Source organism: Streptomyces sp. NPDC002671 (assembly GCF_053592475.1).
Genome location: NZ_JBSFVU010000002.1, coordinates 59,126 through 71,958, shown reverse-complemented (window position 1 = coordinate 71,958; position 12,833 = coordinate 59,126). Strand labels below are relative to the sequence as shown.

Genomic DNA, 12,833 nt, shown 5'->3' with positions numbered 1-12,833 from the left:
TCCCACACACCGCGTAGGGTGGGACCACCATGTCCAAGAAGACGTTCGAGCAGCTCTTCACCGAGCTGCAGCACAAGGCCGCCAACGGCGATCCCGCCACCTCCCGCACCGCAGAGCTGGTCGGCAAGGGCGTCCATGCCATCGGCAAGAAGGTCGTCGAAGAGGCCGCCGAGGTCTGGATGGCCGCCGAGTACGAGGGCAAGGAGGCGGCTGCCGAGGAGATCTCCCAGCTGCTGTACCACGTCCAGGTGATGATGGTCGCCCGCGGGATCTCCCTCGACGACGTCTACGCCCACCTTTAAGCACCGCCAGCTCAGAACCACATCCCACCACGCGAAGGAAGCCGATCTCATGCTGCGCATCGCCGTCCCCAACAAGGGTTCACTGTCCGGCCCTGCGGCGGAGATGCTGCATGAGGCCGGCTACCAGCAGCGCCGGGAGAGCAAAGAGCTGCGGATCGTCGACCCGGAGAACGAGGTCGAGTTCTTCTACCTCCGCCCCCGAGACATCGCGATCTACGTCTCCTCCGGCCGCCTCGACATCGGCATCACCGGCCGCGACCTGCTGATCGACTCCGGCGCCGACGCCGAGGAGATCCTGCCGCTGGGCTTCGCCCGCTCCACCTTCCGCTTCGCCGCCAAGCCGGGCACCGCCGACGGCGTCCAGGACCTCAAGGGCAAGACGGTCGCCACCTCCTACGAGGGCATCGTCGCCGGGCACCTCGCCGACCACGGCATCGACGCCTCCGTCGTACACCTGGACGGCGCCGTCGAGACCGCCATCGAACTGGGCGTCGCCGAGGTCATCGCCGACGTGGTGGAGACCGGCACCTCGCTGCGCAACGCGGGCCTGGAGGTCTTCGGCGAGCCGATCATGAAGTCCGAGGCCGTCGTCATCCGCCGCACCGGCGCCGACGGCGAGGAGCCGAAGGTCCAGCAGTTCCTGCGCCGCCTCCAGGGCGTCCTGGTGGCGCGGACGTACGTGATGATGGACTACGACTGCCGCGTCGAGCAGCTGGAGAAGGCCGTCGCCCTGACGCCAGGCCTGGAGTCCCCGACCGTCTCCCCGCTGCACAACGAGGGCTGGGTCGCCGTCCGCGCCATGGTCCCCGCCAAGGAGGCCCAGCGGATCATGGACGACCTGTACGCCATCGGCGCCCGCGCCATCCTGACCACGGCCATCCACGCCTGCCGCCTCTGAGGGGCGACCTACCGCCTCCGAGAACCCGTCAGCCCCGAGAACGAGATGTCCGACGTGCCCACCCTCCCCGTGACCTTCCGGCCGAACCTGACCCGGGCCATCCTGCTCACCGCGGGCGTGGTGATCCTCCTGGTCATCTCCGGGGTCGCGATGCTGCTGGACATCGGCCCGGGGGAGCGGGTCAGCTTCGTCGTCACCGGCGCGCTGATCTGCTGGGTGCTGACCCGGCTCGCCCGGGTGAAGGTCGTCGCCGAGGAGTCCGGGGTCACGGTCGTCAACATCGCCGGCCGGCGGCGTCTGGCCTGGGCGGAGATCCTCCAGGTGAACCTCCGCCCGGGCGACCCCTGGGTGTTCCTCAACCTCAGCGACGGCACCAGCCTGCCCGCGCTCGGCATCCAGCCGGGCATCGCCAGGGACCGCGCCATCGCCGATGCCCGGGCCCTGCGCGCCCTCGTGGAGCAGCGGTCAGGCCACGACCCCGAGGGGCCTCAGGGCTGAGTCGGGGCTCACTCCGGGCTCACTCGGGGGCGTCTGCCCTGCCGCTCAAGGCCCGGTCTTGATTAATCTGGTGGCGGAGGCGAAACATCACGCCTCCGCCCCTGTGGCACCGCCCGGTGCACAGGGGTTCCTGCAACCCGAGGAGTGACTCCCTCCGGCGATGGACGGATCGTCCTGTAGTACCCGCGCCGTCCCCTCCCGACATACCGCGGACCAGTTCCGCGTGTACGCGGAGGCGGCGGCATCATGACCATCCCGCTGCTGCTCCTCGGAGCGGCTTTCCTGTTGATTCTCGCCAACGGCTTCTTCGTGGCGGCCGAGTTCGGCCTGGTGACGGTCGAGCGCCCGGACGCCGAGAAGGCCGCCGCCGAGGGTGACAAGCGCGCCCACACGGTCGTCGAGTCGCTCAAGGAGCTGTCCTTCCAGCTCTCCGGCACCCAGCTCGGCATCACCATCACCTCGCTCGTCGTCGGCATGCTCGCCGAGCCGGCCCTCGCCGATCTGCTGCGCGGCCCGTTCGCCGCGATCGGCGTCCCCGACGGCGCCGCCTCCGGCCTCGCCGTGGTCGTCGGCATGCTGTTCGCCTCCGCGCTCCAGATGGTGGTCGGCGAGCTCGTGCCCAAGAACTGGGCGGTGTCCAAGCCGCTCCAGGTCGCGAGGTTCGTGGCCGGGCCCCAGCACCACTTCGCCCGCCTGTTCCGGCCGGTGATCGCCGCGCTCAACACCGTCGCCAACCGGCTGGTGCGCGCGCTCGGCGTGGAGCCCGCCGAGGAGCTGGCCTCTGCCCGCACCCCGGGCGAGCTGGTCTCCCTGGCCCGGCACTCCGCGCAGGCCGGCGCCCTGGAGCAGGACACGGCCGACCTGTTCGTGCGTACCCTGTCGCTGGGCGAGCTGACCGCGCAGCACGTGATGACCCCGCGCGTGAAGGTCAGCGCGCTCCAGGACTCGGCCAGTGCCGAGGACGTCGTGAACCTCACCCGCGCCACGGGCCTGTCGCGCTTCCCGGTCTACCGGGAGAAGATCGACGAGATCGTCGGCATGGCCCACCTCAAGGACGCCCTCGCGGTCCCCGTCCACGACCGGCTGCGCACCCCGGTGAGCCGTATCGCCCGCCCCGCGCTGCTGGTCCCCGAGACCCTGCCCGTCCAGCCCCTCCTCGCCCGGCTGCGCAGTGAGCAGCCCATCGCGGTCGTCGTGGACGAGTACGGCGGCACGGCGGGCGTGGTCACCCTGGAGGACATCGTGGAGGAACTCGTCGGCGAGGTCCGCGACGAGCACGACCGCCAGGACGTGCCCGAGCTGGCCGCCGCCCCGCCCGAGGACGGCAAGCCCGCCTGGGACGTGGACGGCAGCTGCCGCGTCGACATCCTCCAGCGCATAGGCCTCGACGTGCCCGAGGGGCCGTACGAGACCGTCGCCGGACTCGTCGCCGACCTGCTCGGCCGCATCCCGGCCCCCGGCGACCGGGCCGAACTGCCCGGCTGGCGGCTCTCGGTCCGCCAGGTCGGCCACTACCGCGCCGAGCGGGTCCGCCTGGTCAGGACGGTCCCGGCGGCGGGTGTCATGGAGGCCGCCCGATGAGCATCCTCCAACTCGTCTTCGCCGCGCTGCTCGTGCTCGCCAACGGCTTCTTCGTCGGCGCCGAGTTCGCGCTCGTCTCCGTGCGCCGCAGCCAGATCGAACCGCTCGGCACCGCGCGGGCCCGCCAGGTGCTGTACGGCCTGGAGCGGCTGCCGCAGATGATGGCCGCCGCGCAGTTCGGCATCACCGTGTGCTCCCTGACGCTCGGCGCCGTCGCCGAGCCGACGGTGGCCCACCTGCTGGAGCCGGCGTTCGAGGCGATCAGGCTGCCCGACGGCATGATCCACCCGCTGGGCTATGTCATCGCCCTGGCCGGCGTCGTCTTCTTCCACCTCGTCATCGGCGAGATGGTCCCGAAGAACCTCGCCATGGCCGCACCGGAGAAGGCCGCGCTGTGGCTCAGCCCCGGCCTGGTCTACTTCGCCCGCCTCTGCAAGCCGATCACCGTCGCCCTCGGCGCCTGCGCCCAGGGCATCCTGCGGCTCTTCCGCGTCGAGCCCAAGGACGAGGTCGAGGCCGTGGTCACCAGCGAGCAGCTCAACCGCCTGCTGGAGGACTCCGGCCAGGCGGGCCTGCTCGACCCCGAGGAGCGGGAGCGGCTGGAGGACGCCCTGGAACTGGGCTCCCGCCCGGTCACCGACGTCCTCCTCAAGCGCGAGTCGCTGGTCACGGTGGCTCCGTCGGTCACCCCGGGAGAGATCGTCGCCCTGACCGCCCGCACCGGCTACTCACGCTTCCCGGTGGCGGCCGAGACGGGCGCCTTCATGGGCTATGTGCACGTCAAGGACGTCCTGGACCTGGAGGACTCCGACCGGGCGGTGCCGCAGCACGTCTGGCGCCCGATGGCGACCCTCCGTGCGGAACTCCCCCTGGACGACGCCCTGACGGTGATGCGCCGGGCGGCCACCCACCTGGCCCAGGTGGCGGACGCGCACGGCAGGGCCCTGGGCCTGGTCGCCCTGGAGGACGTACTGGAACTCCTGGTGGGCGAGGTGCGGGACCCGGCCCACCGGAAGACCACGGAGGTGAAGCTGACGGAGCCGAGGGTGAGCGGGGAGCCGGAGCAGGCGCTCGCCACGTAGACCGTCGTCGCCCGAGGGTGCGCGGAGGCGGAGCCGCATGTCGGCACAGCCCCGCGCCCCTGGGGCGTTGCTCCGGGCGTACCTACATGCCCGACGGATCATGCGGCCCCCGCCCCGACAGCACCTCCCCGTACGCCTGCATGAGATCCGGCAGCCGCAGCGTCGCCAGGTCCTCCCGTGACAGCGCCCCCGGATACACCGACAGCCGCAGGTCCCGGTACGCGCAGCTCTTCTCGTACAGCGTCCGCAGGAACCGCCCGTTGCCCAGCTCGTCGATCCACCCCTGGTCGACCACGTGCCCGGCGATGGACCGCAGCTCCTCCAGCGCCTCCTCGTCCCACAGGTCGCCGTTCTCCGCGGCCAGCACCTTGCCGATCTCGGTGAGTTCCAGGGGCCGGTAGGAGGGGAAGTCGACGCGCGTGGTGAATCGGGAGGACAGCCCGGGGTTGGCGGCGAGGAGCCGGTCCATGCCCTCCGGGTAGCCGGCCAGGATCACCACCAGGTGGTCGCGGTTGTCCTCGGCCCGCTTCAGCAGCACCTGCAGCGCCTCGTCGCCGTACGCGTCCCCCTTGCCGTAGCCGGAGTTGGACAGCGAGTACGCCTCGTCCACGAACAGCACCCCGCCGATGGCGGAGTCGATCAGCTCGTTGGCCTTCACGGCCGTCTGGCCGAGGTACTCGCCGACCAGATCGGCCCGTTGGGCCTCCACCAGATGGTCGCCGCCGAGCAGCCCGAGCGCGTAGAAGACCCGGCCCAGGATCCGGGCGACCGTGGTCTTGCCCGTGCCCGACGGCCCGGAGAAGACGAAGTGCCGCTTGGGCGGCTGCACCGGCAGCCCCTGCCCGGCCCGCAGCCGGGCCATGTTCAGCTGCGCCGACAACGCCTTGACCTGGCGCTTGACCGGCTCCAGGCCCACCATGCGCTCCAGCTCGGCGAGCGCCTCCGCGAGCAGCGCCGGGTCGGTCGGCCCGGCCGGAATCGGTGACGAGGGCACGCCGGTCTTCGACCGCACCGCAGGATCGCCCACCGACGGCAGGGGACCGGCCGGCGGTTCGGGGTCCGTCAGCCGCAGATCACGCCCCTCGGCGCCGAAGAGCGGATCGAAGCCGTCCGGTCCGTCCACCGCGTCCTGCCCGGCCCCGGTGAGGGTGATCGCGGCGAGGTCGACCGCGTCGATCCCGTCCTCGTATCCATCGCCCTCGGCGATCGCGGCGAGGCGGGCCGCGGTGTCCATGAACGCGGGGTCGACCCGGTGCACCGCCCGGTACAGGGGCAGGGCGGCGGCCGAGCGGCCGGTGCCCTCGTGGGCGCGGGCCAGCCAGTAGCGCAGCTCCTTGCGCTGCGGCTGTTCGCTGCGGCAGCGCATCAGCGCCGCCGACAGCAGCGGCTCGGCCTGCCCGTACATCTCCAGGCGCACCCGGGCCATGCCGCCGAACAGGCCCGCCTCTATGCCGAGGAGAGGGTCGTCGAGCAGCGGGTCGGTGTGCCGTACCAACTGGTCCCAGTCTTTGACCAGATAGGTGCGGCAGGCGTGCAGGAAGCGGACCTGCGGATCGGTGTCCACCGGCGGCAGCCCCGCGAGCGCCCGGTCCAGCTCCGGCACGTGCCGGCCGTCCAGCCAGTGCGAGGCGTGCGCGAGCAGCAGGTCGCGCGGGCTCTCCAGCACCGGCTGCACCCACCAGCCCAGCCAGTACCAGGAGTTGAGCGATCTGCGGTGCCGGGCCCGCTGCTCCCCGAAGCGGTCCCGGTGCCGGAACATCCTGAGCAGCGCGGTCGTCGTGTCCACCCGTAAGGCGTGCAGCCCGAGCCAGGCGTCCGCCATGCCGGAGTCCATCCGGACCGCGGCCCGGAACTCCTCCTCCGCCTGCGGATAGGCCCCCATCGTGTAGGCGTCCACACCTCGCAGCCAGGCGAGGTCGGCCGGGGCCGCGGGGCCCTGCGTGCCGAAGTCCATCACGTCCCCCCACAGACCGTGCCCCCGTGGTTCACCACCGGGCAGTCGCCCGACGGCCGCCGCGCTCGAACCGCTGTGCGGCGGACCGGAGTTGCAGGTGCGCAAGGCACTGCTCGAAGGTCGCACCGAGGGCATCGTACCCGCGGCACGACCGTGCGCCGAAGGGTGGCGCAGGGGCCCGTTCGACGAGGTGGGAGTGGACGGGAGCGAGCGGGCGGCAGAGGGGGAGCGGGCCGCACGGTGACCGAGGGTGAGCGTGGGCGCGCGCGGGGCGTCCGGAAAACGGAATACGGGCAGAACGAAGCCCCCGATCACGGGGGAACAACCGGGGGCTTCGCGTCTGCGGGCGGCTCCCAAAGGCCGCACATTGAGAACGTAAGACCTGTACGCCCCCCCGGTCAAGCGCAGTTGGGGCACTTGAAGAAGTTCTCGAATCGCGATCTTCACAAGTTCAGCACATCGCGGATGGTCCATCACGGTGAGTGACCTCCTGGCCTGTCCCAGGAGGCGATCCCGGTCCCGGCAGCACCGTGTACCCCTCGGGTGTCTGGACGACCAGAAGATCGGCATGGGGGCGTGAAGGGTCGGCGGTGAAGTGCTCGTGCTCCGCCGTGACCCACCCGTCCCAGAACTCCCGCTGCTCCGTCCCGTCCCGCAGCCGTCCGCGCGCCCAGGAGTCCTCGTGGGGCAGCTCCATCCACAGCAGCCGCGCCAGATACGGGCGCAACGCCCGGCGGCCGGCGCCGACGCCCTCGATCAGCACCACTGGCGCGGGCGGCAGCGGGCGCGGCGCCGCGAACGCGCGGGCGCGCCAGTCGTAGGGGGTGTAGTGCGCGCTCTCGCCGTGGGCGAGGGGCTCGATCACCTGGGCCAGCAGCCGTCCGGTCCAGTCGAAGAGCTGTTCGTGGCTCGCGATGTCGTCGAGGTGCAGCACCGGGGCCCCGCCCAGCGCGGCGGCCAGCCGGCCCGCGAAGGTGGACTTTCCGGAGCCTGCGTGCCCGTCGACGCCGATCAGCCGGACCGGCCCGAGGGACGGGGGGAGCCCGTGCAGCCGGGCGGCGAGGTCGTGAATGGCGATTCCCGTGGTGTGGTGCGGTGTGGGGGTTTTCCGGAAACAGTCTAGTAGTGGCGCGTACCGACGGGACCGGCCGGTGGGAAATCGTCACTTCTTGAACCATCGGCTGGCGGCCAGTCAATCCTCTCGATAAACATCCCGAATCCGCTGACCGATATGTCGAATTCGGCGTTCCGAGGGTGCCCGCCGCTGAGTATGGTGCCTCCAGCGCGCAACTGCGATGCGTCGAACGGGGACGGACAGGGGAGCATGGCCGCGGGGTTATTCGAAGGGCACTATGTATGGCATCCGGCGGCTGACGACCGTGTCCTGGCAAGCGTATGCGTCGATGTGCGCGCCGGGCGATATCGGAGCGCGCGCGAAGCCCTCGCCGAGACGCGTTCCGACTTCGGGCTGCGGGCCCACCGCTCGCTGGTGCTGGCGTCCGAGGCGGCCGGCACCGACCTGGTCGAGCGCTGGCTGGCCGAGGAGCCGTCGCCCGAGGCGGCGCTGATGTGGGCCCGCGTGGCGGTGCAGCGGGCGATGCGGGCCGCCGACGCCCACGACGAGCGCGCCGAGGCGCTGGAGCGGATCGCGCTGGCCGCCTGTGACCGGGCCGCCGCCGTCGCCCCCGACGACCCCACCCCCTGGGTCGCCAAGCTGGCCATGACCCGCCTGCACCGGCTGCGCGACCCCGCCCCGAACGGCCTGCTCACCGCCCCGCCGGGCCCTTGGCGGCTGTTCGCGCACGTGCTGTCCTTCGACCCGTGGCACCGCGAGGCCCACCACCGGTTCCTGTCGTTCTTCTTCTCCCGCCACGGCGGCTCGGTCAACGCCGCCTGGGACGTGGCCGCCTTCCTCAGTCAGCGGGCGCCCGTCAACTCCGACCTGCGGCTGCTGCCCCTGGTCGCCCTGGTGGAGAGCTACAACCCCACCCAGCTGCTGGCCGGCCGGGTCTGGGAACAGCCGCAGTGGCGCTCCACCGCGCTGGCGATCTACCGCAACTGGCTGCCCACGGTGGCCGGTTACCCCTTCACCCCGGTGCTCGACCTGGCCTACCTCGCGCACGCGCTGGTCATGGGGGAGCGCGAGTTCGAGGCCCGGGCGGTGTTCACGGCGATGGGTCCGTACGCCTCGCGCATGCCCTGGAGCGCCTTCGGTGACCCCGCCGAGCAGCTCTCCCGGGCCCGGCGTACCTGTGGCCTGCCCGTCCCCGGACCCCTCTGACCCCGCACGTTCCCCTGCTCCTGCCTGCTCCTCCCCCGAGAGAAAGGTCGATCTGTGTCGGAACGGACTCCGGCGTCACGGGCGACGGCCCGCGACGCGGCCCCGGTCGTGCTCGACGATGACGCCACCCTGCATGCGATGGGCTATCCGCGGAAACTCACCCGGCGTTTCCAGGCGTTCGACAATTTCGCGATCTCCTTCACCATCATCAATATCCTTTCCGGTATTTTCTCGTCCTTCGGATACGGCATGAACGCGGGCGGGCCGCGCATTCTCGTATTCGGCTGGATCGGCGTGTCCGTCATGGTGCTGTTCATCGGTGCCGCAATGGCGGAAGTCGCCTCGGCCTATCCGACGAGCGGCGCGCTGTATTTCTCCGCCGGTAAACTCGCCAAGCGGCACAAGGGTGCCTGGTCCTGGTACACGGGCTGGCTGAATTTCGTGGGGCAGATCGGTGGCACCGCCGCCACCGGCTACGCGGCGGCCACCTTCATCCAGGCCTTCATCGCCCTGCAGTGGACCTCGTACCGGCCGACGGCGCACCAGACGGTCCTGATCACTGGCTTGATCATCGTGCTCCAGGGCCTCGCCAACACCTACACCGTCCAGCTCGTCGCCGTACTGAACCGCATTTCCGTGTGGTGGCTGCTGATTGGACTCGTGGTGATCGTGAGCACACTCATAGTGATGCCCGACCATCATCAGTCGGCGTCCTTCGTGACGCATTTCGAGAACAACACCGGCTTCACCAACGGACTTTACGGCGGCATGCTCGGCCTGCTGGTCACGAGCTGGACCTTCACGGGCTTCGACGGCAGCTTCCACATGTCCGAGGAAACGGTCCACGCGACGGTCAACGCGCCCAGGGGGATCACCCGGTCCGTCGGCTATTCGGCGATCACCGGCCTGATCCTGATGCTGGCACTGGTCTACAGCATTGGCGACTACGACAAAGTCGCCGGCTCGGCCGCGCCGCCGGTCCAGATACTCATCGACGGCCTGGGCCTGCGTACCGCCAAGCTGATGCTGCTGATCGTGATCGGCGCGATGCTCTTCTGCGGGCTCGCCAACCTCACCAGCAACACCCGGCAGATCTTCGCCTTCTCCCGGGACGGCGCCATGCCCGGCTCGCGCTGGTGGCACTCGGTCTCGCTGCGCACCCGTACGCCCGTCAACGCGGTGTGGCTCGCGGTGGTCTGCTCGCTCGCCCTGGTCGTGCCGGGCTGGTGGTCGCACACGGCGTTCACCGCCATCGTCAGCGTCAACGTCGTCGGGCTCTTCCTCGCCTACGCCGTGCCGATCTTCCTGCGGCTGCGGCTCGGCGCCGAGTTCCAGCCGGGCCCCTGGCACCTGGGCCGCTGGGGCCGGCCGATCGGCTGGGTGGCGGTGATCTGGATCGTGCTCAGCAGCGTCCTGTTCATGCTGCCGCAGGCCTCGCCGATCACCGCCGACTCCTTCAACTACGCGTCGATCGCCCTGGCCGTCGTGCTGCTCGTGGCCACGGTGTGGTGGTTCGCCGCCGCCCGCCGCCGCTTCCAGGGCCCGGTCAGCTACGGCCGCCCCGACGAGGTCGCCGCGATGGACCTCGTCTGACCTCGGTTTCCCCGGCCCCGGCGCACGGCACTCGCCCACGCCGGGGCCGTGCCCTGTCCGGGCCACGTCCGGGCCGGCCCTCCACCGGTCAGCCCCCCTTCAGTGGCCGAGACCAATATTCATGGCGTGGCATGAGCCGAAGTGCTGGCAGGGGCATGCCGCCTGCTCCATAGTTGGCGCACAACCGTGCACCGGATCATCCCGAATCGGACACCTGGGGGTAATCGCGCCCATGAGCAGAGCCCAACAGCCGTCCCGCAGAACCGTCCTCGCCGTCGCCGTGGCCGCCGCGGTGACCGGGGGAGCGGCCCCCGCCGCCGCGAACCCGCAGACCTCCGGCGGCGAAGGCGGCGACTCCGGCCAGGCGCCGGCCCGCACCGTCGACTACTGCGCCTGGACCACGTACCGCGACTGGCGGTCCGGCACCGCCCAGGGCGTCCGGGCCGTCTCCGGCCTCCGCCCCGCCGTCGAGATCGGCACCGCCGCGGGCCGCACCGACTACACCGACCCGCACACCGGCACCACCGCCACCTGGGAGTACGCCACCTGGACCGCCCCGGTCCAGCAGCTCACCGTCCCCGCGACGGAGGTCATCGCCTCCTGGAACGCGCACACCCCGGCCGGTACCTGGCTCCAGGTCGAGCTGCGCGGCACGTACACCGACGGCACCGACACCCCCTGGTACGTGATGGGCCGCTGGGCGGCCGGGGACCAGGACATCAAGCGGACCTCGGTGGACGGCCAGAGCGACGGCAAGAGCACCGTCTGGACCGACACCTTCGCCATCGACGACGCGAGCACCGGCCTGCGCCTCGCCTCCCACCGGCTGCGGCTCACCCTCTACCGCACCCCGGGCACGCACCTGACCCCGACCGTGTGGCGGCTCGGGGCCATGGGCTCCGACATCCCCGACCGCTTCACCGTCCCGGCCTCCGCCCCGGGCCTCGCCCAGGAACTGGCCGTCCCGCGCTACTCGCAGGAGATCCACAAGGGCCAGTACCCCCAGTACGACAACGGCGGCGAGGCCTGGTGCAGCCCCACCAGCTCGCAGATGATCGTCGAGTACTGGGGCGGCCGGCTCACCCCCGAGCAGCTGTCCTGGGTGGACCCGTCCTACGCCGACCCCCAGGTCGACCACGCGGCCCGCTCCACCTACGACTACCAGTACCAGGGCTGCGGCAACTGGCCGTTCAACGCCGCCTACGCGGCCACCTTCCCGGACCTTCAGGGCGTCGTCACCCGGCTCACCTCGCTGACCGACCTGGAGACCCTGATCGCGGCCGGCATCCCGGCCATAACGTCCCAGTCCTTCCTGAAGACCGAGCTGACCGGCGCCGGCTACGGCACCTCCGGTCACCTGATGACGGTGATCGGCTTCACCGCGGAGGGCGACGTGATCGCCAACGACCCGGCCTCGCCGAGCGACCAGGCGGTGCGCCGCGTCTACCTCCGGAGGGAGTTCGAAAACATCTGGTTGCGGACCAAGCGGTACAACGCCTCCGGCAAGGTCGTCTCCGGCACCGGCGGCGTCTGCTACCTGTACTTCCCGGCCCAGCCGAGCCCGCGCCAGCGCAAGGCGCTGGAGGCGGTGGGCGTGCGCTGACCCTGTGAGCAACGTCTCCGCCGTAAACGGTGCAGCGGGTGGCAAAGTGGATGGATGGCGGGGGTTTCAGCCTGTACGTCCGACGTCTGTGAGAAGCCATGACCGCACACCCGGCCACCGCCACCCGCGCCCGCACCGGCGGCCCCCAGGAAGACGGACCGAAGATCCTTGAGCACGTCATGGGCTGGGTCCTGGTCGCGGTGGTCGCGATGTTCGTGACCCAGCTCGGACTGATCTGAATCCGGTCCGGAGCGATCCGAACCCGGCTCCGACTGCTCTGATCGGGCAACTGTGCGGCCCTTGTTCTGACATACTGCGGCTGTCCCGCCGATTGCCTAGACCAGGGCCGAAGTTGAATATGCGTCAACAGCGTGCCGCCGCCCCTCCCCGGGCGCGCGGCACCGAGCGTTCGCAGGCGCGGCGCGCCGAACTGATCGCCATCGGGCGGAGGCTGTTCGCCGACACGTCCTACGACGCGCTGTCCATGGACGACATCGCCCGCCACGCGCAGGTCGCCAAGGGGCTGATCTACTACTACTTCCAGTCCAAGCGCGGTTACTACCTGGCCATCATCCAGGACTCCGTGGCCGGCCTGGTCAGCGTCGCCGGGAGCGGTCTCGAACTGCCGGCCGTGGACCGCGTCCACCGCACCATCGACAGCTACCTCCGCTACGCCGAGCACCACCAGGCCGCCTACCGCGCGATCGTCAGCGGCGGGGTCGGCTTCGACACCGAGGTTCACGCCATCCGGGACGGCGTGCGCGAGGCGATCGTCGCCACCATCGCCGAGGGCGCCTACGGGCGCCGTGACATCTCCGCACTGGCCCGCATGGGGCTGCTCTCCTGGGTGTGCAGCGTCGAGGGCGCCGCCCTGGACTGGATCGACCGGCCCGGCCTGTCCCGTGACGTCCTGCGCGAGCTGCTGGTGAAGACGCTCGGCGGGGCCCTGCGCGCCATCGAGGAGCTGGACCCCTCCTATCCGGCCCCGCCGCCGGCCCGCCGCGACGACTGACGATCAATTTCAGGGGTGCGGAACGCCAC

General features: G+C 71.0%; 12 protein-coding genes. 10 read left to right on the top strand and 2 right to left on the bottom strand.

Translation table 11 applies throughout. The features are described from left to right. Nucleotides 1-29: 29 nt before the first annotated feature. The 5 genes from ACWD35_RS03000 (at nucleotide 30) to ACWD35_RS02980 (ending at nucleotide 4,361) form a co-directional block, all read left to right on the top strand. On the top strand, nucleotides 30-302 hold the full coding sequence (locus ACWD35_RS03000; protein WP_158919248.1) for a phosphoribosyl-ATP diphosphatase: 273 nt from the start codon (nucleotides 30-32) through the stop codon (nucleotides 300-302). A gap of 49 nt (nucleotides 303-351) precedes the next feature. Then, a complete protein-coding gene (hisG, locus tag ACWD35_RS02995) occupies nucleotides 352-1,200 on the top strand; it encodes an ATP phosphoribosyltransferase (protein WP_451349379.1) in 849 nt (282 codons plus the stop codon). Between the two features lie 45 nt (nucleotides 1,201-1,245). Beyond that, nucleotides 1,246-1,698 carry a PH domain-containing protein gene (locus tag ACWD35_RS02990; RefSeq protein ID WP_451349378.1) on the top strand — a complete coding sequence of 151 codons (453 nt, stop codon included), beginning with the start codon at nucleotides 1,246-1,248 and terminating at the stop codon, nucleotides 1,696-1,698. A 246-nt stretch (nucleotides 1,699-1,944) separates the two neighbouring features. Then, nucleotides 1,945-3,279, top strand: coding sequence for a hemolysin family protein (locus tag ACWD35_RS02985; RefSeq protein ID WP_451349377.1), 1,335 nt, complete (start codon nucleotides 1,945-1,947; stop codon nucleotides 3,277-3,279). Further along, nucleotides 3,276-4,361, top strand: a complete 1,086-nt coding sequence (locus ACWD35_RS02980; RefSeq protein WP_451349376.1) for a hemolysin family protein — start codon at nucleotides 3,276-3,278, stop codon at nucleotides 4,359-4,361. Before ACWD35_RS02985 ends, ACWD35_RS02980 begins: the two co-directional genes overlap by 4 nt. An 82-nt stretch (nucleotides 4,362-4,443) precedes the next feature. Here the strand turns inward: ACWD35_RS02980 and ACWD35_RS02975 are convergent, their stop codons facing one another. After that, on the bottom strand, nucleotides 4,444-6,315 hold the full coding sequence (locus tag ACWD35_RS02975; protein ID WP_451349701.1) for an AAA family ATPase: 1,872 nt from the start codon (nucleotides 6,313-6,315) through the stop codon (nucleotides 4,444-4,446). A 451-nt stretch (nucleotides 6,316-6,766) separates the two neighbouring features. Then, nucleotides 6,767-7,387, bottom strand: coding sequence for a uridine kinase family protein (locus ACWD35_RS02970; RefSeq protein WP_451349700.1), 621 nt, complete (start codon nucleotides 7,385-7,387; stop codon nucleotides 6,767-6,769). A 252-nt stretch (nucleotides 7,388-7,639) separates the two neighbouring features. On the opposite strand from ACWD35_RS02970, the gene ACWD35_RS02965 reads away from it, so the two are divergent. The 5 genes from ACWD35_RS02965 (at nucleotide 7,640) to ACWD35_RS02945 (ending at nucleotide 12,804) form a co-directional block, all read left to right on the top strand. Then, complete coding sequence (locus tag ACWD35_RS02965) at nucleotides 7,640-8,596, top strand: hypothetical protein (protein ID WP_451349375.1); 957 nt, start codon at nucleotides 7,640-7,642, stop codon at nucleotides 8,594-8,596. A gap of 54 nt (nucleotides 8,597-8,650) precedes the next feature. Next, entirely contained in the window at nucleotides 8,651-10,189 is a 1,539-nt protein-coding gene (locus tag ACWD35_RS02960; protein WP_451349374.1) for an amino acid permease, read from the top strand. 232 nt (nucleotides 10,190-10,421) lie between these two features. Then, nucleotides 10,422-11,792 (top strand): peptidase C39 family protein, encoded by a 1,371-nt coding sequence (locus ACWD35_RS02955; RefSeq protein WP_451349373.1) that lies wholly within the window; start codon nucleotides 10,422-10,424, stop codon nucleotides 11,790-11,792. 98 nt (nucleotides 11,793-11,890) lie between these two features. After that, nucleotides 11,891-12,031, top strand: a complete 141-nt coding sequence (locus tag ACWD35_RS02950; protein WP_451349372.1) for an SCO1431 family membrane protein — start codon at nucleotides 11,891-11,893, stop codon at nucleotides 12,029-12,031. A 113-nt stretch (nucleotides 12,032-12,144) separates the two neighbouring features. Beyond that, the gene (locus ACWD35_RS02945; RefSeq protein WP_451349371.1) at nucleotides 12,145-12,804 is read left to right on the top strand and encodes a TetR/AcrR family transcriptional regulator; all 660 of its coding nucleotides are present in this window, start codon (nucleotides 12,145-12,147) and stop codon (nucleotides 12,802-12,804) included. Nucleotides 12,805-12,833: the final 29 nt, after the last annotated feature.

Excerpts from the sequence above, each read along its gene's own strand:
- ACWD35_RS03000 (WP_158919248.1), top strand. The coding sequence starts at position 30 with ATGTCCAAGAAGACGTTCGAGCAGCTCTTCACCGAGCTGCAGCACAAG.
- hisG (WP_451349379.1), top strand. The coding sequence starts at position 352 with ATGCTGCGCATCGCCGTCCCCAACAAGGGTTCACTGTCCGGCCCTGCG.
- ACWD35_RS02990 (WP_451349378.1), top strand. The coding sequence starts at position 1,246 with ATGTCCGACGTGCCCACCCTCCCCGTGACCTTCCGGCCGAACCTGACC.
- ACWD35_RS02985 (WP_451349377.1), top strand. The coding sequence starts at position 1,945 with ATGACCATCCCGCTGCTGCTCCTCGGAGCGGCTTTCCTGTTGATTCTC.
- ACWD35_RS02980 (WP_451349376.1), top strand. The coding sequence starts at position 3,276 with ATGAGCATCCTCCAACTCGTCTTCGCCGCGCTGCTCGTGCTCGCCAAC.
- ACWD35_RS02975 (WP_451349701.1), bottom strand. The coding sequence starts at position 6,315 with ATGGACTTCGGCACGCAGGGCCCCGCGGCCCCGGCCGACCTCGCCTGG.
- ACWD35_RS02965 (WP_451349375.1), top strand. The coding sequence starts at position 7,640 with ATGGCCGCGGGGTTATTCGAAGGGCACTATGTATGGCATCCGGCGGCT.
- ACWD35_RS02955 (WP_451349373.1), top strand. The coding sequence starts at position 10,422 with ATGAGCAGAGCCCAACAGCCGTCCCGCAGAACCGTCCTCGCCGTCGCC.
- ACWD35_RS02950 (WP_451349372.1), top strand. The coding sequence starts at position 11,891 with ATGACCGCACACCCGGCCACCGCCACCCGCGCCCGCACCGGCGGCCCC.